Source organism: Kaistella sp. PBT33-4 (genome assembly GCF_029194425.1).
In the GTDB taxonomy this organism is placed as follows: domain Bacteria; phylum Bacteroidota; class Bacteroidia; order Flavobacteriales; family Weeksellaceae; genus Marnyiella.
Map to the genome: position 1 here is coordinate 65,264 of NZ_JARFYL010000001.1, position 24,752 is coordinate 90,015.

15 protein-coding genes are annotated in these 24,752 nt (G+C 44.6%); 5 read left to right on the forward strand and 10 right to left on the reverse strand.

Translation table 11 applies throughout. The annotated features are described in order from the left end of the window. The first annotated feature begins 23 nt into the window (after positions 1–23). A complete protein-coding gene (locus P0M11_RS00275; RefSeq protein ID WP_275623945.1) occupies positions 24–1,847 on the forward strand; it encodes a T9SS type A sorting domain-containing protein in 1,824 nt (607 codons plus the stop codon). Positions 1,848–2,847: 1,000 nt separating this feature from the next. On the opposite strand, the gene P0M11_RS00280 is transcribed toward P0M11_RS00275, so the two are convergent. From P0M11_RS00280 to P0M11_RS00290, 3 genes are read right to left on the reverse strand one after another with little or no spacing between them, the layout of a single operon-like run. Beyond that, positions 2,848–3,663, reverse strand: a complete 816-nt coding sequence (locus P0M11_RS00280) for a TPM domain-containing protein (RefSeq protein WP_275623946.1) — start codon at positions 3,661–3,663, stop codon at positions 2,848–2,850. Beyond that, entirely contained in the window at positions 3,644–4,072 is a 429-nt protein-coding gene (locus tag P0M11_RS00285; protein ID WP_275623947.1) for a TPM domain-containing protein, read from the reverse strand. Before P0M11_RS00285 ends, P0M11_RS00280 begins: the two co-directional genes overlap by 20 nt. A 7-nt stretch (positions 4,073–4,079) precedes the next feature. Continuing rightward, the gene (locus P0M11_RS00290) at positions 4,080–4,688 is read right to left on the reverse strand and encodes a LemA family protein (protein WP_158064985.1); all 609 of its coding nucleotides are present in this window, start codon (positions 4,686–4,688) and stop codon (positions 4,080–4,082) included. 80 nt (positions 4,689–4,768) lie between these two features. Between P0M11_RS00290 and P0M11_RS00295 the strand changes: the two genes are divergently transcribed. Both P0M11_RS00295 and P0M11_RS00300 read left to right on the forward strand, forming a co-directional pair. Next, positions 4,769–5,278 (forward strand): dihydrofolate reductase, encoded by a 510-nt coding sequence (locus P0M11_RS00295; protein WP_275623948.1) that lies wholly within the window; start codon positions 4,769–4,771, stop codon positions 5,276–5,278. A gap of 52 nt (positions 5,279–5,330) precedes the next feature. Next, positions 5,331–5,897: a DUF2892 domain-containing protein gene (locus P0M11_RS00300; protein WP_275623949.1), complete on the forward strand. Its 567-nt coding sequence runs from the start codon at positions 5,331–5,333 to the stop codon at positions 5,895–5,897. Between the two features lie 47 nt (positions 5,898–5,944). Here the strand turns inward: P0M11_RS00300 and P0M11_RS00305 are convergent, their stop codons facing one another. From P0M11_RS00305 to tsf, 5 genes are all read right to left on the reverse strand, one after another. Next, positions 5,945–9,367 carry a gliding motility-associated C-terminal domain-containing protein gene (locus tag P0M11_RS00305; protein WP_275623950.1) on the reverse strand — a complete coding sequence of 1,141 codons (3,423 nt, stop codon included), beginning with the start codon at positions 9,365–9,367 and terminating at the stop codon, positions 5,945–5,947. 109 nt (positions 9,368–9,476) lie between these two features. Continuing rightward, complete coding sequence (locus tag P0M11_RS00310) at positions 9,477–12,590, reverse strand: T9SS type B sorting domain-containing protein (protein WP_275623951.1); 3,114 nt, start codon at positions 12,588–12,590, stop codon at positions 9,477–9,479. Between the two features lie 123 nt (positions 12,591–12,713). After that, positions 12,714–15,803 (reverse strand): T9SS type B sorting domain-containing protein, encoded by a 3,090-nt coding sequence (locus P0M11_RS00315; RefSeq protein WP_275623952.1) that lies wholly within the window; start codon positions 15,801–15,803, stop codon positions 12,714–12,716. A gap of 78 nt (positions 15,804–15,881) precedes the next feature. Next, positions 15,882–20,030 (reverse strand): T9SS type B sorting domain-containing protein, encoded by a 4,149-nt coding sequence (locus tag P0M11_RS00320; RefSeq protein ID WP_275623953.1) that lies wholly within the window; start codon positions 20,028–20,030, stop codon positions 15,882–15,884. A gap of 104 nt (positions 20,031–20,134) precedes the next feature. Beyond that, positions 20,135–20,956: a translation elongation factor Ts gene (tsf, locus tag P0M11_RS00325; protein ID WP_275623954.1), complete on the reverse strand. Its 822-nt coding sequence runs from the start codon at positions 20,954–20,956 to the stop codon at positions 20,135–20,137. A gap of 144 nt (positions 20,957–21,100) precedes the next feature. Here tsf and P0M11_RS00330 point away from each other — a divergent pair, with 144 nt between their 5' ends. Continuing rightward, on the forward strand, positions 21,101–21,694 hold the full coding sequence (locus P0M11_RS00330) for a DUF6759 domain-containing protein (protein WP_275623955.1): 594 nt from the start codon (positions 21,101–21,103) through the stop codon (positions 21,692–21,694). Between the two features lie 85 nt (positions 21,695–21,779). Here P0M11_RS00330 and P0M11_RS00335 read toward each other — a convergent pair whose 3' ends face one another. Both P0M11_RS00335 and gltX read right to left on the reverse strand, forming a co-directional pair. Continuing rightward, complete coding sequence (locus tag P0M11_RS00335) at positions 21,780–22,736, reverse strand: acetyl-CoA carboxylase carboxyltransferase subunit alpha (protein ID WP_158064976.1); 957 nt, start codon at positions 22,734–22,736, stop codon at positions 21,780–21,782. 43 nt (positions 22,737–22,779) lie between these two features. After that, positions 22,780–24,291, reverse strand: coding sequence for a glutamate--tRNA ligase (gltX, locus tag P0M11_RS00340; RefSeq protein WP_275623956.1), 1,512 nt, complete (start codon positions 24,289–24,291; stop codon positions 22,780–22,782). Positions 24,292–24,379: 88 nt separating this feature from the next. On the opposite strand from gltX, the gene P0M11_RS00345 reads away from it, so the two are divergent. Continuing rightward, on the forward strand, positions 24,380–24,736 hold the full coding sequence (locus P0M11_RS00345) for a phosphomannose isomerase type II C-terminal cupin domain (RefSeq protein WP_275623957.1): 357 nt from the start codon (positions 24,380–24,382) through the stop codon (positions 24,734–24,736). Positions 24,737–24,752: the final 16 nt, after the last annotated feature.

Here is a 24,752-nt window from a genome sequence, read left to right on the forward strand (position 1 = left end):
AGATTTAACCTAAATTCAAAATTATGAATTTGATTAAAAAAATTTTCAGTTTATTAATTGGTATCATGTTATGTAACTTCATGTCAGCTCAAGTTGGTTTTGAGTATGAGAGAACATGGGGTACCTATTTTGGACCAGCAGGTAGTCAAATTGCTGGATCAGAAGTGCGTAGAGGAATCATTTTTGATTCTCAAAAGAACATGTATCTGAGAGGGGGTATATGGCATAACGCAACCTATGCAAACTCTTATTATGACCAGTTTTTGTTAGGAGGAGGTGAAAATTATCAGGGTTCACAATCCACTTATTTTAATGCTAAATTCTCCGATTCAGGAGTTCCTGATTTATTTGGGTACGGCGCCCCTGAATCTGCAGTGGGATATAGAAGTCTGGAGGCTATTGATTCACAGGATAACAGATATTATATCGTCTATGGCGGTTCGCCTTCCTTGCAGGCCACTCCAGGTGCTTTTTTGTCAACAGATCCTCAACCTTCCTCATCAAAAAAAGTTTTACTTGCAAAATACTCTACTACCGGACAGTTGCTTTGGGCTTCTTATCTTCCGTTTGTAACGCCTGGAACAGATCTAGTTTTGGATTCCTCAGATAATATTTATGTTTCAGGAGCGACTACTGTTTCTGCAAATCTAACTACAAACGGGGTATGGCAGGAAAATTTTGAGACGTTATATAACAGCCAGGGAAATTTGATTCCCACTCACTATTTAGTGAAGCTTGATAGTAATGGTCAAAGAGTCTGGGGATCCTATTTGCCAGGTGGTTGTTCATCAATGAAGTATTGGAATGGATATTTGTATATGATTACAGGAAGAAATATTAATCCTAATACCGATACAATGGCAACTTCAGGAGCTTATCAGACTGTCAAATCAGAAACTTCAATAACAAAACTGGATGCCAATACTGGAACCCGTGAATGGGGAACTTATTATGGACCACCACAAAGTAGTTTTATAATTAGTATTCCAACAGATTTAGAAGTTAATGCAACCGGAATCTATATTACTGGTACTGATTATGATGATACGGGTTTAAATTTTTACGGTACCCCTACAAGCCATAAATCAGTAATCACCGGTGGCTCCGATTTATTTCTATCAAAATTTTCCCATGCTGGAATCCGTGAGTGGAGTACTTATTTTGGAAATTCAGGTTCTGATATGAATGAATTTGAAAAAGTGTTAGCAGTACAGGGTAGTGATATTTATATATCAGGCAACACATACGGCAGTGGAAATAATATCGCAACAATTGGTTCGTATCAGTCAGCGCCAGAATTAAACACTCCCAATTCAATAAATTATTATTTTGCAAAATTTAGTGCATCCGGTAATCTTATCTGGTGTTCGTATTATGGTGGCACGTCCAGTTATCCGGGAATCTTGATGCCGCTTAATATTGCAATTGATAATAATGTATTGTTTCTGTATGGCAATACAAATTCTGAAACCGGATATACATCAGAGAGTGCATGGATGCCACAAAGGAATCCTTCAAACACTAGCCAGACAACAGCTTTTATAGCACGTTTCGATCTCAAGTCTGCTATGGGGGTTTCCGGTAATGAATCGTTAAAAGAATTAGTTCTTTATAACAATCCCAACAACGGTAATTTCACACTGTCAGGATCTGTTTTGGCAAAAGAAGCTGCTGTAATGTCGCTGTATGATACCTCCGGCAGACTGGTGAAGAAAGAAGAGCTCTCACGCCAGCAAAAGCAGGATTTCAGTTGGGGACACCTCCTAACTTCAGGAAATTACATACTTTCGGTTTCCAAAAAATTCGGGGAGCAGTTGAAGACCTTTAAAATGACGGTGAAGAAATAGAATATATTCGACTGGTAATACTGGTCAGTCTAATATGAGCATCTGAAGACGCAGTCTCAGGAAGTTGCTTTCTTTCCTTTAGTTCTGGAAACAGATCATGGTGCAGTATTTTTGTTCAGCCTTTAACAGCTACAGTAATAGCAAATAATACCAGTCGCCCAGGGTTTCATTTTGTCACAAGAGATGCTTTTTTATTAACAAAGCTTTCCATTGGTAATCTATTGTATTACAATTGTTTGTATTTAATAAATAATCTTAAAACACTTTTATTAAACCAGTTAGATTCCTGCGGAATGACAAAGAGGCTGCTGAATTTTAGCAGAATATTGAAGCCAAATATGCAGGTACCCCAGTAATCTCCTGCCGGTCCCCTGCAGGCCGGCGGCCGCTTTGGCCGCCATGTGCAGAGTTCTTATGAAGAAACTTTATTTTTTGTCATCCATGCTTTGCTCCTGATAAATCTAAACCAGCTATCTATATCACAAATACGGACCTAGGAGATTTTTGCGTCAAGAAAAAATAAAGGAGTGCCGTAAAAAAATTCTTCTGTTTGAAGCGCGACCACAAAACGACATTAAATACCCTATTGTCGATTCGTGCAAGTTTAGAATTTTTAGGCACGTAGTTATTTTTTTAGCAAACACGCCCATGGTCATACCGGTCATGTCAATGCTGTAGTTGCGGGTAAATTTACCCTGGGTCACCAGCCTGCACGTTACACATTGAATCGTGCACCAGAAGCATGCTGTCAGGGTTTTATTTTGTCACCAGAGATGTATCTTCTTATCAAGAAAAGCATCCCTTTGATAATTTACTGTATTCCAGTTGTTTGTATTTGACAAATGGTCATAAAAGACTTTCATTATGCCAGTCAGATTTCTGCGGAATGACAAACAGGCTGCTGAATTTTAGCATATTATGTGTACTGCCAGGTGAACTTAAATTAAAAAAAAGGATGGCCTGCTATTAGGACATCCTTTTTAGTGTTTTATTCCCTTTATTACCAGCCGCCGGAGGCACCGCCGCCGCCGAAACTTCCGCCGCCGCCGAAGCCGCCAAAGCCGCCTCCGCCACCGCCAAAGCCTCCGCCACCAAAGCCACCGCCGCCGAAGCCGCCACCCATTGGGAAAGGGAAAAAGCCTCCCGGATAACTCCGTCTGCCGCGGCGTGTAAGTATTTCATCATCGTCGTCATGCCGGTTGCCCCCGCCACGGTTTTTGAAAAGAAAACTGAGGATGAAGATTACGAAAAAGGCAATTAGAATGATTTCAAAGAAACTCATGCCGCTGCCTTCGGTGTTTTTTTTTACGACAGGTTTGTATTTGCCCTGTACGGCTTCCATCAGTGCGCTGGTGCCACGGTCTATACCCTCGTACCAACGTCCCTGTTTGAAGTTGGGAGCCACCACATAATCAATGATCTGCCCGGCCACCGAGGCGGTGAGGTATTTTTCAACATCGCGGCCCTGCTGTATGGACATGGTACGGTCGTCCGTGGCAATAAGAAAAACAATTCCGTTGTCTGTGCCTTTCTTGCCTATTTTCCACTTTTCACCGAATTCCCAGGCTACAAAATTGACGTCTTCGCCCTGCGTAGAGGGTATGATGATCACTTCAATCTCGGTGGACGTGCTGTCTTCGAATTTTATCAGTTTTTGGTTCAGCAGGTCTTTCTCACTTTCACTCAGAATGCCGCTTACGTCATATACAGGATATAAAACAGCCGGTTTTTGGGGAATTTTGTACTGGGCGTGAGTCTGAATCCAGGCACAGCAAAATAAAAAGACAGTAAAAAATTTAAGAGAAGCTAATCTCATCAGAGAGTTCGTTTTTGTTTTCTCCCGTCACAGGAAAATATTTTTTTAGTTCAGTACCCGTATCAAGTATCGCTTTCTGCAGTGGTTCAAAGAAACGGCCTTTTGCAAAGCCAGCCGTAATATCATCATGCATTTTGTCCCAAAACTGCTGGTGTACTTTCTTATGTATACCTTCGTCACCTATAATGGTAAGATACCTTTGCTCAAAGTTGATATGGAAGAGTACCGCGTTACGCTCTGCCGTTTTCTCCATGCAAAGCCTTTTGAACACCTCAAAGGCCACCTCGGCATTATCGTCCTCCGTATTGGAATCGATATGCACCCGTATTTCACCTGTAGAATGGTCTTCGGCTGTTTTAATGGCTTCCACAAGGGAAGCCATTTGAGTATTGCTTAGGAAATTACTCATTACCTTTTTAATTGGTAAATACTTCAGGAGCCTGTTCGGCACCGGCCGCAGCCTTAAAGTAGGGCTTCTCCTTAAAATTGGTGAAGTTTGCCAGGATATTGTTCGGGAAAGTCTTGATGCTGGTATTGAATTCCTGCGCAGCACCGTTGAAGACCACCGTTTCAGCACGTATGCTGTTCTCAATAGCGATGTATTCGCGCTGGAAATTGGTGTACTGCTGGTCTGCCTTCAGGTTAGGATACTGCTCCACAACTGCCATAAGTCGGCTCAGTGCACCAGTAAGTTCACCCTGTGCAGCCTGGAAACGGGCCATATCCTGCTCGGTCATATTGGTAGGGTCCACATTAATTGAAGTGGCTTTGGAACGGGCTTCTATCACTTTGGTCAGGGTTTCCTGCTCAAACTGTGCATACGATTTCACGGTTCTTTCCAGGTTTGGAATCAGGTTAGCCCTTTTCTGATAAACAGTTTCCACGTTACTCCATTTGGTATTTACCGTCTGTTCCTGAGCGACCAGATTATTGTATTTTGGTACGCCCCATAAAAGCACAAGACCTAAGATGACAAGTAATGCAATCCCGAGTGTTCCGGCGCTTAAACAACCTTTGTTTTTCATAGTTTATTAATTTATTTTTAAAAAAAATTCGCTAACCAAATATACAAATTATGTGCTACTTTTGCTGAAATACCTAAAAGATGACCACTATTGTTGTAGCGATGGACCGGAAAAACGGAATTGGGCTGGAGAACCGAATGCTTTGGCATTTGCCTGCAGATTTGAAGCATTTTAAGAGCATTACTTCGGGTCATCCGGTGATTATGGGCCGCAGGACTTTTGAAAGTATTGGCAAACCTCTGCCTAACCGCACCAATATCGTGATCAGTCGGAAAAAAGACTGGTTTCAGGAGGGCATTTTGATCGTTGGGAGCATTAAAGAAGCCTTGAAATTTGCTAAGAAAATTGACGAAAATATCTTTATTATCGGTGGGGGTAATATTTACGAACAGACTATGGATCTTACCGATAAACTGGAAGTGACCCGTGTGGATGGAGAGTGCGATGCGGATACCTTTTTCCCGGAGATTGATATGAAAATATGGCAGATGACTGATGAGGTGAACTTTGCAAGCGATGAAAAGAACAGGTTTGATATGAAGTTCCAGACTTTTGAGCGGATTATCCCGCTGAATGCGGAGCAGGTATAAACCTGTAATTTTTAGGCAAATTACCTATCTTTGCAGTCTTAAAATTTCATTCATGAACAAAAACATTAAAATTGCACTTGCGGCAATATTGATTATATCCGGAATTTATATGATGTTCTTCACACGGAACATTGGCTGGGGAGTGGTGGTATTTCTCCTTTCCTCCTTTCCGATCCTGCTTTACTTTAAAAATGAGATGATCCTGATGGCTTTTTGGCATCTGCGGAAACAGAACATGGAGAAAGCGGCCTCCTGGCTGGCAAGGGTTACCAACTATCCAACACAGCTTCACAGGACCCAGTACGGATATTTCCATTATCTTACAGGGTTGACACTGGCTCAGGACAGCCCCTCCAAAGTGGAGCCTTATATGAAAAAGGCGCTGGAGTACGGCCTTAATATGAAACAGGACCGTGCTATGGCTACGCTTAACCTCGCTGCTTCGGCAATCTCAAGAGGCAGACGTCAGGAAGGACAGCGTTTACTGGAAGAGGCCAAAAAGTTGGATACGGCAGGTATGATGACGGACCAGATTAAGATGATGAAGGACCAGATGAAAATGCCATCCATGCAGAAACATATGCATAACCCGCACATGAGGCAGCGGGGCAAATTTTAAGGTTTTAATACAGGCAAGGCACCACACAGGTGCCTTTTTCTTTTGCTTTATTCTTTGAAGATGTTACCCATTCTGTTTTTTACCAGCAGCCAGCTGGTGTAATGGAATGTGGTTGGAGAACCGAACTCGCGCCACTGCAGGATGTACCAGTAGGTGCCTGTGCTCACGTGACGGGTAGGTGAGGTTTTACCGTCCCACCGGAAACGGTTGGCAGGGGTTCCGCGGAAAACTTCTGCACCATACCGGTCAAAGATTCTGAAAACAGGGTCTTCCTTGGTCAGCAGTTCGGAATAATCGATGGAATCGTTAAAACCGTCGTCATTTGGGGTGATGGCATTGATGAGGTTGATGAAGGCAAACTGTCGGGTCACTATTCCGCAGTCCAAAGCATCCTTCACATAGACGGTATACGTTCCTCTGCTGATCCCGTTAAAGACATTTGAAGTCTGCCAGGTCAGGCCATCCAGTGAGTACTGGTAAGGTGGCGTACCGCCGCTTACCGTAACGGTCACCGTATTGTCCTTGATGTCTATGCCGGTGATTTCTGGCAGTTCTGAAGCAGTGACTGTTGCGGTCTGGCGGTAAACACAGCCGTTGAAGGTGAGGTCTACCCAATAGGTACCTGTGCCTACTGTGATAGTTTGAGAGGTAGCACCGTTGCTCCACAGGTAGCTGTCGAAGCCGGGACCTGCGTCCAGTACCGTGGTACCGTCTGGACAAATTACGGCATCTGCAAGCTGGTCCGATGTCTTGGGTGTTTTGACGGTAATGGTCAGGGTAGCTGTTGCGGGACAGGCACCTGATTTTTCGAACCGTATGTAGAAAGTCTGGCTGCCGGTCACCGTCACAGGAATTGGTAGTGCGTTACTGTCATTCTGGGCATCCGCAAGAGTGGAGTGGAAGGTAGCTGTCACCAGTGGGTCCAACGTAAAATTGGTCAGGAAGGCTGAAAGGTTTACATCTTTAGCACCGTCGGTATTGTCATCACAGATCGCCTGCAGGTTTGAATTTACAAGCAGTGGCAAAGGTGTACCGGCTATAAAATTAAGTGCCTTGATCACCGGTGGGCAACCGTCGGGGGAGTTCACGCGGATGTATATTGTTGTATTTGAGGTATAAGTCCAGTTGTTCGGCAGACTGTTAGCTCCACCTGCGTTTGCATCAGCCAGAGTGGCATAGTAACTCACACTGAAATAGGCTGCATTCGGAAGAATCTGCGCGGTTACGGTGTTGAAAATAACTTCAAAGATACCGTCCAGATTTTCATCACAAAAAGTTCCGGTATAGTCTGCAACGGTAGCCAGGGGAAAAAGTCCCAGGATGATATTTGCAATACTTTTACAGCCTTCAGGAGATCTTACTACTGCATAGACGGTGACGCCCGCAGCTGTGCTGTAATTAGTTGGATCCGAAATAAGCGCGGCGGCATTCTCGATTTGTGCATCGGCCAGGGTAGGATAGTACGTAACGGTTACCGGGGACTGCGTGGTCACCTGTGCAAGCGTCAGGTTATAGGTGCCCAGCCCGTTTGGACCGCTGCAGGCATTCAGGGTAACATTATTTACCGGGATCTGGGCGATGTTTATGGTTACTGTGACGGTCTCACACTCCGGAAAATCCGGATCACTTCCGCAGAATGTATAAGTAAAAGTATCAGTTGCTGTAACACCCGGATTATTAGCTGTATAGGTAAGCTGGCCGGTGGCAGCATTAATGCTTACCGTACCCAAGGTGGGAGGAACTGTAACGGCAACTGTTGCCGCAACCACAGTTTGGGGAATCGTAACCGCGGAAAAAGCAGGTGTAATGTTTTGCGACGAACATATATTATAGACCACAGACGAGTTCACCATACATTTCTCCACTTTATAGGGGGTGGTCACCAGAGGTGCGCAACTTCCCATGGTTACGGACGCCGTATAGTAACCCGGCTGCACGGGTGAAATGGAGGGTGAGGTGGCACCAGGTATGGGCGTTCCGTTCAGGAGCCACTGGTACGAGTCATATATTACGGGGTCTACGGTAAGAACAAGGCCGGGGATACAACTGGTTCCGGAAGTGAGTATAACCGGTTGTGTAGGGAAGCCTGCGAAGAAACCACCGTATCCTACAGCATCACTGCCGGCATTGATTCCAGCGGTGATGGCCTTGTTGGAATTTACTGTAATATTTCCGGTTACGTTAGGGATTCCGTAGGTTACCCAGTTTGTGGTGCCGGTCATTGGGAAAGGTCCCGTGCCTGCGGGCGGAGCTGTACCGTTAACCAGGACGTTGGCACCCGTTTCCGTAATAAGGTTGAGTTTTGTAGGTACATTGAGTATACCGGTGGGATTAGCATTGGAGAATACTTCATTTTCATCAATAAACCCAAGTTCATCAATCTGTTTGGGGAGATAGCAGTTTAATGCCGGAATGAAGTTGAAGCCTCCTGTGGCTACGGTATTGCCCCCATTGTCTATACCGGAAAGCAACTGATAGACATAGGCATTTTGCGTAGTAGTGATATAGAGGTTGTAATGATTGTTTCCCTGCAGAACATACTTTGTATCCGGCACAACGTAGTAGTCACCTTCGTTCAGCACGGCTGCGGCCACAGTTTCATTATTCAGAAATACCTGCGTGTTGTTTTGAGTGGCGATGACCAGGGCGCCTTCCATGTTGGACCCAATGGTACCGTTTCCTTTCACGAGCGCAAAATTATTGCCCAACTGATTGGTGGGAATGGATTGGTCCATAAGTATATCTGAACTGAGAGGGTGTGCGCCCGCATACTGTCCGTTGAAGTTACCGTTGGTCACGTTCACAGGTTTTGATGCCACAATCTTGCTGCCGATGAAAGAGTCGGAATTTGAAGAAATCTCGCCTTTCCCTTCAATGATATAGGACTGGCCTTTATTCAGCACAAAGGTCATCGTTGGGTTTGCGGCACCCGTGGTACCGTTCGAAAACTGAACTGTAGACGCATAGCCCGAGACAGTTACGCTTGTATTGTCCTCAGTGGCAAGGATGCTCGTCATAAAATTGAGGATCGGATTCTGTACAGTGATGGGTGCTGTGGCAGTGTAGAATGTTGTTCCTGTGGATGAGATTCCTTTAGAGGTTACAATCTCGGCATGATTGTACACGGAGAAGCGGAGGTTGGCATAGAAGGGAAATTCTGCTGAAACATGAAGTCCTTTTGTTATAGGTGTAAAAAGATCGGATTGAAGGGTGGTTATAATAAAATTCCTGGGGACATCAAATTTTTGTGGATTGCCTTTGCTTATTGTTACGGTACCTATCAGAACATTATTATTGTAGATGCTTACCGGAAACGGTATGGTCCTGTTGGTTGATAAATACAGCTTTTGAAACGGGTTAGGATTACCGGTCCGGTCTACCATCGGGGCAAACCAGTGCTCCCGGTCCAGCTGGGCAGATACAGATGAAAACATCAGAAATACAAGGAAAATAGATAGAATTTTTTTCATTGAAATGATGGATGTCATACAAATTTAAAGATTATATATATCATTCTCAATGTTTTAAGCAAAAAAAACACGGCAAATCTGCCGTGTTCTTATCATGTAAATGATTAATTTATTCTCTGTTCTTTACAAGTATCCATCCTTTGTAAGTTACCGGAGCAGCGGTTGCATCCGGCTCTGTCCATGAAATATGGTACCAGTAAGTTCCTGTGCTCACCTTCTTGTCGGCCACACGTCCGTCCCAGCGGTAGTCGTTATTTTTATTTCCCTCGTGAACTTTGATTCCATATCTGTCATATACGGAGAAAGTCAGGTTTTTCTTATAACGCAGTGCTGAATAATCCACAAAATCATTAATTCCGTCGGAATTTGGCGTAATCACGTTCACCAGATTAGGAACAGTAATTTCCACTGCAACCGGAACACAGTCCAGTGCATCCTTCACATAGAAAGTATTCTGACCTCTCGGTACTTCAGTGAAGATATTGGAATCCTGCCAGTTTATTCCGTCAGCCGAGTACTGGTACGGAAGCTGCCCGCCTGTAACGGTCAAGGTTACCGTGTTATTGGTGATATCAATGTTGTTGATGATAACTTCAGGTGCTTTATGTACTCTTACAGTTTGTTTGGTTTTACAGCCGTCTGTGGTAAGCAATACCCAATATTCGCCAACACCTACGTCAGAGATGGTTTGGGTAGTGGCGCCGGTGCTCCACTCATAAGCTTCAAAACCGGGTCCTGCATCTAGTGTGGTTTTATCTTCAATACAGATCACTTTATCCTGAAGTACGGAGGAGTAGTTTGGCAGAATTACATTAAGAGTAATCTTGGCGATTCCGTAACAGCCATTGGCGGTATAAACCCGTACGAAGACCTCTGTGCTTGAACTCAGGTAAACAAACGGATTTTGGATTTGATTGGTGTTGTTAAGTGCATCGGTTAGGGATGGAAAATAGTCTTTGGTAGCACCGATTCCTCCGCCTACATTCGCAGTACTCAGATCAAATTCTCCTGTAACCGGGGAGCCTGCTATAAAACATGACTCCATAACTGCATCATTTAATGCGGGCTGGTCATAGAATGAAAGAGTGATTGTGGCGTAGTCCACACATCCTTCGGGTGTGGTTACTTTAACAAAAACATTTCCTGCTGCTGACACATAGGCAGCTGGTACCAGGATTTCATTCGTACCGTTTTGCGCATCTGTAAGAGTCGGATAGTAATTAAATGTAGCTCCCGGATAATTGGTAACATCCGTGGTGGTAAGGTCATAGGTTGCCACGCCGTTAAACGGACAGGCAATCAGCGCATCATCTGTTGTTTCCAGCAGAACGACATTGATATTTACTGTTACAGATTCGCTGTCAAAGAAAACAGGAACTGTACTTTGGAAAGCGTAAGTAAAAGTATCCGGCCCTAAATAACCCGCATTTGGCGTGTAGGTGATGGTTCCGTTTAAATTATCAACAGCCACGGTACCGTTTGCCGGTTGGCTGGTAATCACAATGGAATTGAGGTCCACTGTTTGTGTAGAGCTGCTGAATTCAACATCAAAAGTCCTTCCGCCGCAAACATTAACATCAAGTGTTGTATTTACAGGACATGGGAAAACTTCATACTCAGGTGTAGTTACAGGAGCACATCCCGAAATACTTACTGTACAGGTATAGACACCCGGTACCGTAGGGCTATACTGGAAAGTATTTGCACCTGCGATAGGGTTTCCGTTCAAGAACCACTGATAGGTTTCATAAATATCATCTACAGCAAGAATAAGACCCGGTATACACTCGCCTGTTTGCTTTACAATAGCAGGTACAGAAGAAAACCCAGCGAAATAACCTCCGTATCCGGCCGTAGAATATCCTCCGTTGATACCGGCAGTAAGCGCCTTGTTGGAAACTATCGTAAGATTGCCGGTTACATTGGGCACATCATATGATACCCAGTTAGGATTTCCTGTAACAGGATAAGGACCCTGAACGGCTGTTGGTGTTACACCGTTCACGGTTACCGTTGCACCTGATTCCGTCAGAATATTAAGTTTCATATTGATAGCGCCGGTATGACTCGGCATCTGGTTAATGAAGCCAATTTCATCCACTTCGCGCGGCATATAGCAGCTCAAAGGCGGTATATAGTTATATCCTGCCGTATTAGTGCCTGCGGAAGAAGTACCTGTTCCCAAAAGCTGGTAAAGATAAACCGGCTTGGAAGTACTGATGTACATATTGTAATGATTATTACCCTGGTTAATGTAGTTGTTGCTTAGGATTCGGTAATACTGTCCTTCGTTAATTGTTGCCGCGGCCGTAGCAGAGCCGTTCAGGAATATCTGTGTATTGTCTTCCTTGGCTACTACAAGTCCGCCTTCTACGTTTGAAGCGTCTGCCAGGTAAGTTAGACTCCGCACCATGGCAAAGGTATTACCCAGCCTTTCTACCGGGACACTTTGGTCCAGGATGAGATCGGAACCTGAAGTGGTGTTGGCGGTACCGAACATACCGTTGGCATTACCATTGGTCATGGAAATAGGTTTATCCGCAGTAATCTTGGCACCGATGAACCCTGTCTGGTTTGCGGCGAAATTAGCTTCTCCGGCAAGAAGAACAGACTGACCCTTGTTAAGTGTAAATGTATAAGAAGGAGGTGTATTGGCAGCAGGTCCGTTTACAAACCTAATGCCCGCATTATATCCGCTTACGGTAACAGTTGTATTGTTTTCCGTAGCCAGAACCCCTGCAGTAAAGTTCATTGAAGACGAGTTGTAAGTCAGTGGGGCAGGTGCCGCGTAAAACTGAAGACCAAGTCCTGCCTTTCCTTTTGAAGTAAGGAATTCACCATGCGCTGACTGTCTGAGTCTCAACGAAACAAAATAGCGCATATCATTGGCTGTGCCCACTGCTTTTGTATAAAGTCCGCGGTTGGTAACAACCAGTGCATCTGCGTCTGCACTTGCAAATATATATTGCTGAGCTTGTGCAGTAGTCATAATCCAGACCTGAGGATTGTTTTTGCTCAGACCTGTAATCGTGTGCACAACCGTGCCGTTGTTATAGATTTCTACGTTAAATGGCGTAGTTGATTTTGTTGAAAAGTAAAGTCCGTGCGTGTAGCCGGTGGTACTTGCAAAATAGGGCGCAATGTAATGATCAGTATCAAACTGTGCACGGAGATTCCCTAACGAAAGTACCAGAAGAAAGAAAAGGAGTAATTGTTTTTTCATTTTTACTGGATTTTAAATATTTACAAATTTAGAAATTTTATGCGAGGTTTTCGCCTGTTCTCTCACCGGCAATAAAAAACACGGCAAAATTGCCGTGTTTAAAATGAATTCTTTGAATAAAATTTATTCCCTGTTTTTCACCAGGATCCAGCCTTTATACATAACCGGAGCCTGTGTTCCGTCTGGTTCGTTCCATGTAATATGGTACCAGTAAGTTCCGGTAATTAATTTCTTGCTGGCAAATCTGCCGTCCCAACGGTAGAAGTTATTCTTGTCGGCAAGGTGAACTCTGTTTCCATATCTGTCATAAACAGAGAAGGTCAGATTTTGTTTGTACCTAAGCGCAGAATAGTCAATATAGTCATTGATACCGTCGCCATTAGGTGTAATCACGTTGATGAGGTTAGGAACCGTAATCTCAACAGTTACCGGTTCGCAGTTGAACGCATCTTTTACAAAGAAAATGTTCTGACCGCGCGGTACTTCAGTAAATACGTTGGAATCCTGCCAATTAATTCCGTCAGCGGAATATTGGTAAGGTTGTTTTCCACCTTTTACCGTTAGTGTTACTGTATTATTGGTAATGTCAATATTTGTAATTACCACTTCAGGAACTTTGGTCACTCTTACCTTTTGTAACGTTTCACATCCGTTCTTGGTCAGGATCACCCAGTATTCACCAACCGCAACGTTAGAAATACTTTGTGTAGTAGCGCCGTTGCTCCATTCGTAGGCATCAAATCCGGGTCCTGCATCCAAAGTGGTACGGTCCTCAACACAGATTTCTTTGTCCTGTAGAACTGTAGAGTAGGTAGGAGGAATTACCGTTAATGTAATTTTTGCAATGCTGTAGCAGCCGTTGTTGTTATATACCCTTACATACACCGTATTATTGGTAGAATTATGTACGAACGGATTCTGTATCTCATTCGTATTGTTCTCGGCATCTGCCAGAGATGGGAAATAATTTTTCAGCGCACCCAAGCCGCCGCCCACGTTTGCAGTTGTAAGGTCAAAGATAGCTGTTGTTGGTGCTGCAGGAATAAAGCAGGACTGTAATGTAGCATCATTAACCTGTGGCTGTGCATAGAACAGAAGTGTGATTTTGGAATAATCAACACATCCTTCAGGTGTAGTCACTTTCACGAAAACACTGCCCGCGGCGGACACGTAGGCTGCCGGAGTCAGGATCTCATTTGTTCCGTTCTGTGCATCGGTAAGCGTAGGATAATAGTTGAAGGTTGCTAATGGATAGTCCGAAACATCAGCGGTCGTAAGATCGTAAGTAGCTACCCCGTTGTACGGACACGCAGTGATTGTATCATCATCTGTTTCCAAAAGCACCACATTAATATTCACAGTAACAATTTCGCTGTCGAAGAAGGTCGGTACAGTACTCTGGAATTCATAAGTAAAGGTATCCGGGCCCAGATATCCTGCTGCAGGCACATAATAAATTGTACCTGTAACATTGTTCACTGTTACCGTACCGTTAGCAGGTTGGTTGGTTATGGTAATCGAGTTTAAATCCAGGGGTTGTGTAGAGTTTGTGAAAGCTACTGTAAACTGTCTTCCACCACACACATTAACCGTTTGTGTCGTATTTGTAGGACAAGGGAAAACTTCGTACGGTGGAGTTGTAACCGGAGTACATCCTGGAATACTTACAGTACAGGTGTATACACCGGGAACGGTAGGAGTATATTGAAATGTATTGGCACCTGCAATTGGATTGCCGTTCAGGAACCACTGGTAAGTAGTATAGATATCATCTACGGCCAGCACAATTCCGGGAATACATTCTCCAGTTTCCTTCACGATGGCCGGAACTGATGAAAATCCTGCAAAGTAACCACCGAAACCTGCGGTAACATATCCACCGGTAACCCCTGCGGTCACAGCTTTATTAGAATTAATAGCTACGTTTCCGGTAGGATTCGGAACCGAATAGGTCACCCAGTTGGTGGTTCCGGTAACATTGAAGGGACCCGATCCGGCTGGTGGTGGATTACCGTTTATGGTAACAGTTGCACCTGCCTCTGTAAGGATATTAAGCTTCAGCAGCCAGTTGCTGAGATTCGTACTGTTATTGGTAGGTGTGATGTAATTCACCATACCGATCTCATCAATCTTTCTGGGCAGATAGCAGCTTAACGGCGGTATATAGTTCCATCCTTCTGTGGCATTGTCAGTCGGTCGTCCACCTATGAGCTGATACACATACACATTCTTCGTGGTAGAAATATAAAGGTTGAAATGGCCGCTTCCCTGGTCCACGAAGTTGGTGTCCATAATCCGGAAAGTCTGTCCAGCATTGATGGTGGCAGCGGCTGTGGGGGAACCGTTAATAAAGATGTCAGTCTGATCTTCGGTTGCGGTTACCAGTGCCCCTTCCATATTGGTGCCTATGTTCGCATTTCCTTTGATGATTACAAAGGTTTTACCGAGACGTTCAATTGGTACGGACTGGTCCATGATGATATCTGATCCGCCAAATGAACCCAGTGCATAGTTGCCGTTCATATTACCGTTCATCACGGATATGGGTTTATCTGAGGTAATCAGTGCTCCTGAAAAGGCATTAGCATTTCCGGCTATATTTCCCGGTCCTTCTACAATATAGGACTGACCTTTATTCAGGGTTACCGTGATACTCGGCAAAGCTGCTCCTGTAACTCCACCGGCAAACTCTACAGTTGGCTGGTAACCGTTTATGGTAACGGTGGTGTTGTCTACAGTAGCCAAAACGCTGGTTACGAAATTGGTAATACTGGTTACATAATTGTTAGGCGTTACAACTGCACGGAAGGATGTGCCGATTCCGGCTTTTCCCTTAGATGCAATGAATTCGCCGTGAGAAGAAATGTAGATACGGAGACTGGCATAGAATGGAGTTGGACCCTGCAGGTAAAGACCTTTTGTAGAAGTTGTCATACATTCCGCGTCGGTTGTCGCCACGATTGCCGTCTTGGGTACAATGAAGGTTCCGGGATTTCCTTTGCTTATCGTAACAGTGCCAATTACCGCGTTGTTATTGTAAATATTTACCGGGAACGGGGTTACGGAATCCGTAGAAAGGAAAAGCGTTTGAACCGACGAAGTAGAACTTGCACGGTCCCTCATAGGTGCAAACCAATGCTCAGTATCCCGCTGTGCCCAGAGGTTGGTGGCGGTAACAAGCATAAGCACCAAAATAAGTAGATGTTTTTTCATATTTCTGGTATTTTTAATCAATTTAACAAATTTATAATAAAATTTGTATTCAGGGATATTATTTTTAAGTAAAAAGCATTAGTCGCGGTTTTTCAGCAAAATCCAGCCACTGTACTCCATGTGTTCCATGGATCCCGGGTCTGTCCATTTGATAAGGTACCAATAGGTTCCACTGCTGATCACTCTTCCGCCTACACGGCCGTCCCAGATGTAGTTCCTGGTTTTGGACTGATAGACCAATGCGCCATAACGGTCAAAAACTTCTATCGAAACGTTCTCTTTATTTCTCAGGTCCGAATAATCAAGCACATCATTAATTCCGTCTCCGTTTGGAGTAATGGCATTAATCAGATCCAGAACCAGAAATTCCTTTGTCACAGGGCGGCATTTTTCGGCGGCAAGAACATAAGCGGTCTGCGTTCCTTTTGCTACTCCCATGAAAACCGGCGAGGATTGCCAGTTAATACCATCCAGCGAATACTGATAAGGCGGAGTTCCGCCGGAAACATTGATGGTTACTACGTCTCCTTTCACCTCAATACTGGTAATTACAGGTTCCTGGGCAGCCAGAACGCTTACATACTGTCTGTAGGTACAGCCGTTAAAACTTAAGTCAACATAGTAGTTGCCAACAGTTGCATTGATGGACTGGGTAGTCGCACCGTTGCTCCAGAGATATGCTGTAAAACCCGGGCCCGCATCCAGTTGTGTTGAAGCTCCCGGACAGATGGTGATATCCTTTAAAACATCAGATTTTTTTGGTGATTTAATCGTCAGGGTAAGCTGAGCTGTGTTGGGGCACGCATTGTTACTCTCAAAACGTACATAAAAAGTTTGGGTGCCTGTGATAAGTTGAGTGCCCGCCAGTGCATTTGCATCGTTCTGAGCGTCAGCCAGTGAATTGTGAAATGAAGCAGTTACGCCGGGGTTTACTGTAAATAAAGAACTGTAAGAATTTAGATTTATCTGCTCCGAACCGTTAAGATCGTTGTCACATACTTCGGCTGTGCCAGTGCCGGAAATGAGTGTTAACTGGTTTCCAATGCTAAAGATAATCTGTCCCAGAGCGGGCGTACAGTTCCCCGTGTTACTGTCCACGCGCACATAAACTGTTGTTGTGGCTGTATAACTCCAGTTCGCCGGAAGGTTGTTGTTATTTCCCGCAACGGCATCGGCCTGCACCAGATAATAGCGAACATTGAAAGCTCCGGAATTATTTACAATCTGTGGGGTAACAGCAGAGAAGTTTACCTGAACCGTGCCGTCAAAATTTTCATCGCAAAGTGCTCCGTTGAATCCGGCAGTATTAAGGTTAGGCAGCGGTATTACGTTAAGTGTTACAACAGCAACCGCTGAGCAGTTGTTTGCTGTGGAAACCTGAATATATACATTGCCCGGTGCGGCTGTATAATTTGTAGGATCGGGTATAGTGACAGTGAGTGCCGGATCGGAGAAGTATCCCAGTGTAACACCCGGTGTGCCGGTTACATTTGCTGTTGTGAGGTTGAAGGTACCTGCACCTGCCGCATTCGCACATGAGGAAAGCGTAGCGGGATTAACGTTAAGGGACTGCAGTGTGAGGTTTAATTCAACCACCATAGGGCAAAAACCGGGATGCTGGATCCGGATATAATAAACACCGGTGCCGGTTACGGTTTGGTTCGCACTTACGGCATTCGTTCCTGCATTGGCATTTGCCAGTGTACCGTGGAAAGTGAAGGTTGCGCCAGGATCCACTGTAAATGCGTTTGTGTAATTGTTCAGGTTAGCTGGTTCCGAGCCGTTTCCGTCCGGGTCGCAAAGAGTTGCAGTGTGGTTGGAAGTAAGTACCGGAACTTTTGGGCCTACTGTGAAATTCAGTTGGTCCAACGCAGGTGCGCAGTTGCCGTTCAAAGCATCAACACGCACATATACGGTAGTAGGTGTACTGAAAGTCCAGGCATTCCCGAGGGTGTTGTTATTTCCGGCAGCGGCATCTGCCTGATTTAAATAGTACCGGACATTAAACTGGCCGGAATTATTTACAATTACAGGCGTAACATCGCTGAAACTTACGTTTATTAAGCCGTCCAGATCGCTGTCACAAATACTTGTATTATACGCGGCGGGGTTAATATTGGGTGCCGCTACCGCTGTAAGCTGAATTTGAGAGGTGGCTACACACCCCGAGGCCGAAGTTACCTGCACGTACACCAAACCCGTGGGAGCGGAGTAGTTGGTTGGATCTGCTATCGCCCCGGTTAGGTTCGCATTGGTAAAATATTGGGCGGTAGTTCCCGCATCCGGTGAATTGCTTACTGACGTAAGGTTAAAATTAGCGTTACCATTCGCACCCGCGCATGAAACCAATGAGGCATTGGTAGTTTGGAGCACGTCGATATTGACTGTCACGCGGAAGTATTCAAAATCTGCCGGATTGCCAGTACCCTGCAGGTAATACACAAACTGAACCTGTGTATCTGCGGTGAGTCCGGCAGCAGGTGTATAGGTTATGACTCCAGTAACACCGTTCACCGTTGCTGTACCGGAAGCCGGCGCCGCAATTATTTGGGTTAGTGATGGATTAATTGGTTGACCGGAAGTGGTGAAAGCAGGTGTAACTGTGAGGGTGTTACAGGACCCAATATTTTGGATGCTTGTGCTTATTGGAGGACACGCGGTATAGGAATAAGGCTCAGTGAGTTTGGATTCGCAGAGGTTTTTTGTGATCAGAACCGTGTAGGTTCCCGATCCGTAAAGATCAGGGTTGATGGAGAAGGTTGTCGCACCGGGTATGGCTACGCCATTCAGGAACCATTGGTACGCATCATAGGAATTATCAACCTGAAGCAGAATTCCGGCATAACAGTCGCCGGTTTTTGAAATTACGGGTACGGAGGAAAAGCCGGCAAAATAACCGCCGTAGCCTACGGCTCCGCTGCCTGCAGCAATGCCCGCTGTGACTGACTTCGTTGAATTCACCGTTATGTTGCCCGAAACATTGGATACCGAATAGGTAACCCAGTCCGGATTACCTACAACGGGAAACGGTCCGTTCAAAGGTGATACCGGAGTGCCGTTAATGGTGACATTGGCGCCGGTTTGCGTAATGATGTTGAGTTTGGTGCTGTAAGTTGCAGAGCCAAGACTGTTGATGTTTCCGATTTCATCTACTTTATTCGGCAGGAAACAGCTTAAGGGTGGTATATAGTTGAATCCTCCGGCCGCATAAACACTGCCGCTGGAAGTTCCTCCCAGAAACTGGTATACATAGACGTTATTATTCGTACTGATACCCATGTTATAGTGCGTAGTGCCCTGCAGTGTATAGTTGAACCCGTCTATCATGGTATATTCCCCTTCATTAAGTACGATGCCCGTCGGGCTCCCGTTCACAGAGACGCTGGTATTATTTTCAGTAGCTACTATGAGTGCCGTCTCCATGCCCGACGTTACCGGCGCATTTCCCTTCACCATAACGAAATTTTTGCCTAATCTGTCCACGGGAACAGCCTGGTCCATCAGGATGTCATTGTTGGTGAAATTGAAATTGGTGTAAATACCGTTAAAGTTACCGTTGGTAACTGATACCGGGTGGTTGGCGTCTATCCGTGCACCGATAAGGCCGTCCAGATTCCCGGGTCCCGCCGTACTTACAGCGTCCAGGATGTAAGACTGCCCCCTGTTGAGCGTGAACGTCTTAGTTGCACTGGAACTTCCGTCTGAAAAGACAACCGTGGGGTCATATCCCGAAACGGTAACCGTCGTATTGTCTTCTGTTGCCATAACCCCTATGGTGGAGTTAATGTAAGTTCCTGTACCGGTAAGGGGTGCCATGGCCGCATAGAAAGTGGTGCCAAGCCCTGCCAGTCCTTTGGAAGTGATGATCTCGGCGTGATTGGTTACCGAGAAACGGTAGTTGGCAAAGTATTTTTTAGGACCCTGCAGAAAGATTCCCTTGCTTACGGGTGTGAAAAGTTGGGATTGGTTTAATCCCATCATAAAACTTTCCGGAATATATACCTGCGCCGGATTCCCTTTACTGATGGTGGCAGTGGTAAACAGGGTATTATTATTGTAAATGCTTACAGTGAAAGGTGTAGTTTCGTTAGTGGAAAGATATACATAGCTTTCAGCGCCGGAATTACCTGCTTTTGCAGCCATGGGCGCAAACCAGTGGTCGGTGTCCAGTTGTGCGAATCCTAAGAAACTGAAAAAAAGAAGGAAAGCAAATAAAAGTTTTTTCATAATCCATGTAAAAATGGTGACAAAATTACTCAATAATTGTGGATTACTTATAAAAAAAAACTCCCTGAAAAATCAGGGAGAATGTATCGGGATATAGTTGGTTATTAGGTAAGGCTAACTCTTACAAAACCAACTACTTTAAGGTCAGCGTCAATTGATTTTACGTAATCGCTTACAGACATATTTCCGTCCTTAATGAATGCCTGATGTACAAGGGTATTTTCTTTGTAGAACTTCTGCATTTTCCCTTTCAGGATATTGTCGATGATGTTCTCCGGTTTACCTTCCTTGATAAGCAGGTCTCTTTCAATTTCCAGTTCTTTGTCAATCGTGTCCTGAGAAACCTTTGTCTCGTCCAGAGCGATTGGGTTCATAGCTGCAACCTGCATTGCAACTGCTTTAGCCGCCTCTTCAGATCCGTTTACGTTTGCGGAAAGGGAAGTGATGGCAGCGATTTTGTTTCCAGCATGGATGTATGCGCCCAGGAAAGGTCCTTCAATGGTTTCAAAAGAACCGATTTCAATTTTTTCACCAATAACACCTGTCTGCTCGATCAGTTTATCAGCAACGGTAATGCCTTTATAATCTGAAGCCAAAAGCTCTTCTTTGGTTTTTCCAAGAGCCATTTCAGCCAGGTCATGAGCAAGTTTTACAAACTCTTCGTTCTTAGCCACGAAGTCAGTTTCACAGTTCAGGGCAATAATAACCCCTCTAGTTTTATCGTCATTCACTTTTGCAATAACTGCACCTTCAGTAGATTCCCTGTCGGCTCTGTTGGCAGCAACTTTCTGTCCTTTTTTTCTAAGGATTTCAATTGCTTTTTCGAAGTCTCCTTCTGCCTCAACCAAAGCTTTTTTGCAGTCCATCATACCTGCCCCTGTCGTGTTTCTAAGTTTCGCTACGTCTGCAGCTACCGGTGTGTACATATATTTATTTTTGTATTTAAAAAAAAGAGTTAAGTTTAGAATCTTTTTTGAGCGATGCAAAGATAAATAAATTTAATGTAAACTAAAACATAGTTTTTTTACGTTATAGTAGGCATCCAATGTATTAACAATCACAATTATAATATGAAAAAATGGTATATCTTTTTTCTGGTCCTGATCTGCGGTCTCGCTATGGCACAGAAGAAAAAAACCTCTGTAAAGGCTCCTGCAGAAAAAATGACGGCTGCACAGGCGCAGATGAGTAACGACCCGAAAGTAATCGCAGCCTTTATAAAAGATAATCCCAGCGATCCCGCCATTGGAGATTTAAGGGTCAAACTGGTACAGCTTATTACTCCAGCTAATGATATTGCTGCCAAACCGAAAGTGGAACCGCTTACAAAAGGAAAATTGGTGCGCGAAGTAAAGAGCGACCTTAAAGATGGCGTGAACGATAAAAGTAAGATGGCCGCTAAGGTCCTGAACCACCTCTTTGACAACAGTCCCAACAAGAGGGAAGCCTATGTACAGATCGTCAACCGTTCGGCCTGTAACCTGATCGTAAAATTCAGTGGGAGAGGTAATTATTATAACCTTGATGTAAAGGCCAACAATCAAAGTTATATCCTGATCGATAAAGGTAATTATCTGGTGACTACGAGTATCTGTGATGCCAAATATTCATCAGCCAAGAATATCAATAAGGATATTGCCATTACTTTGAATTCGAGGAGGTAAGAAAACTATAGTGATTTCATATTAAACAGAAAGGGCTGTCTCCGGTATGGTGACAGCCCTTTTTATTTTATATTTCTAATAACTTTTACCCTTTGAAGCGGCCCATCGCAATGAACTTATCCTGTCTTTGCTGTTCCAGTTCTTTGCCTGAAAATGAAGCAAAGGCCTTGATGTTCTGAAGGATAGACTGTTTCAGGTGGTCATAGGCAACCTGCGGTTCGTAGTGTGCTCCACCCAGCGGTTCCTGTATGATTCCGTCAATGAATTTATGTTCCAAAGCGTCGCTTGGAGTCAGTTTCAGTGCATTTGCCGCATCTTCCTTGTGATTCCAGTTTCTCCACAGGATAGAAGAACAGCTTTCCGGAGCGATTACGGTATACCAGGTGTTTTCCAGCATGTAAACCTTATTACCCACGCCAATTCCCAGGGCACCACCGCTGGCTCCTTCGCCGATGATGTAACAGAAGATAGGCGTCTTCAGCATGGTCATTTCAAAAATATTACGTGCAATGGCCTCACCCTGACCTCTTTCTTCAGCTTCAAGTCCGGGATAGGCCCCCGGTGTATCGATGAGCGTAATAACAGGAATGCGGAATTTTTCAGCGAGTTTCATTAAGCGTAAAGCCTTACGGTAGCCTTCGGGATTACTCATACCGAATCTGCGGTGCTGTCTTTCCTTGGTGGTACGCCCTTTTTGGGTACCAATCAGCATCACTTTCTGACCGTCTATCGTAGCCAAACCACCGATCATTGCCGGATCATCAGCAAAATTACGGTCGCCATGAAGCTCGAGGAAGCTGTCTTTATCTACAATTCCATTGATGAAATCCAGTGTGTAAGGGCGGTCCGGATGTCTGGAGAGCTGCACGCGCTGCCATGGTGTAAGGTTCAGATATATTTCCTTTTTCTTTTCAATGATTTTGTCCTCAATCTGAGAACAGGCCAACTTCACATCTACTCCGGCATCTTCGCCTACGATTGAACAGGTTTGATACTGCTCCATCAGTTCTTCAATTGGCTTTTCAAATTCTAAATATTGCATATCCTGAAAATTATCCTTCAAAATTAGTGAAAATTGCAGAGACTTATCCGATATTATTTACCGCATTTGAAATACGCGATTTAGTCTCCTCATAACCAATTATTTCCATAATATCCGGTACATCAGGACCTTTAAGCTCGCCTACAAGCGCAAGGCGGAGAGGCATCATGACCTTGCCCATGCCCAGGTTTTGGGTTTCAGCAAAATTTTTGATGGCTTCCTTAAGATTAGCAGCATTAAAATCATCAGCATTTAAGGTTTCAGAAAACTGTGTAATGATGCCCGCCGTTTGGTCGTTCCAGGCTTTTTTTACCGCTTTTTCATCAAAAGTTTCCGGCGCTTCAAAAAAGAATTTTCCGCTTTCGTAGATGTCCTTTACAAAGGTGGCGCGTTCTTTCATCAGGGAAACGATTTTCAGAAGTTTGTCCTTAGCAAGAGCCTTTGTTCTTTCGGGTTCCAGGTCCTGCAGCATCAGAAGAACCTCTTCATCGCTTTTTTTCTGAAGGTACTGATGGTTGAACCAGTCTGCTTTCTCCTTGCTGAAGCGTGCCCCTGCCTTATGTACTTTATGCAGATCAAATTCCTGGGCCATTTCTTCCAGGCTCAGTATCTCTTTGTCCTCTGCAGGCGACCAACCCAGGAGAGCCAGGAAGTTTACGAAGGCTTCCGGCAGATAGCCGTGTTCTTTATAACCGGGGTAAACCTCCTTGGTTTCCGGGTCTGTAAAATTCATCGGGAACACCGGAAAGCCAAATTTGGCCCCGTCTCTTTTGCTCAGTTTTCCTTTACCTTCCGGTTTCAGAATAAGTGGCAGGTGTGCAAACTCAGGCGCGGTCCAACCCATTGCTTCGTAAAGAAGTACGTGAAGCCCCATAGAGGGGAGCCACTCCTCGCCACGGATAACGTGGCTGATTTCCATCTCGTGGTCATCTATGATATTGGCCAGGTGATACGTAGGCATACCGTCGTTCTTAACGAGTACTTTATCATCCAGTGTATCAGTATTAACTGCAAATTTACCGCGAATGGTGTCTTCCAGGTTCAAAATGCGGTTTACGGGCATTTTAAAACGGATTACATAGGGCGCTTTTTCGTTCAGAAGTTTCTGCACTTCGTCTGCAGGCAGGGCCAAACTGTTTTTGAGTTGGTTTCTGGTAATATTATTATAGGAGAAAACCTCGCCTTTTTCTTCATAATGCTTACGGATATCATCCAGTTCGGCGGGGGTATCAAACGCCATATAAGCATAGTCCGTCTTCAGGATTTCCGCGATATGCCTGTCATAAATATCCCGTCTTTCGCTCTGACGGTAGGGTCCGTAGTTGCCACCATGTCTGGGGCTTTCGTCTGGCGTAATCCCCGCCCATTCCAGCGCATCCATGATATAATCTTCGGCACCTTCCACATATCTGGCGGTATCGGTATCTTCAATACGGAGTACAAAATCCCCGTTGTTTTTCTTTGCAAAAAGGTAATCATATAAGGCCGTTCTGGCACCACCCAGGTGCAGCGGACCGGTGGGACTGGGCGCAAAACGAACTCTAACTTTACTCATAGATTTAAATTTGGGCAAATTTAGCCAAAAAATGACTTTTGGTGCAGGAATGTAATATTTTATTTAGTTTTGCATCAAATATGAATCAATGCTCGAAATAGGGGAACGACCATGGGGAAAGTATTATGTGCTCGCCGACGAACCTACATACAAACTCAAGAGAATTGAGGTTCTGCCGGGGCACCGACTTTCATATCAATATCACCATCACCGTCAGGAATTCTGGACGGTAATACAGGGTGAAGCTACGGTTGTACTGGATGGCGAGAACCACCAGCTAAGTTACGGAATGAGCATCTTCATTCCACAGTTTTCCAAACACAGAATTGAAAATAATTCTTCTGAACTGTTACAGTTTATAGAAGTACAGACAGGAACTTATTTTGGTGAAGATGACATTGTTCGGCTTCAGGACGATTATGCCCGAAACGGAGATGAATCCTGACTCTCCCGCATGATTT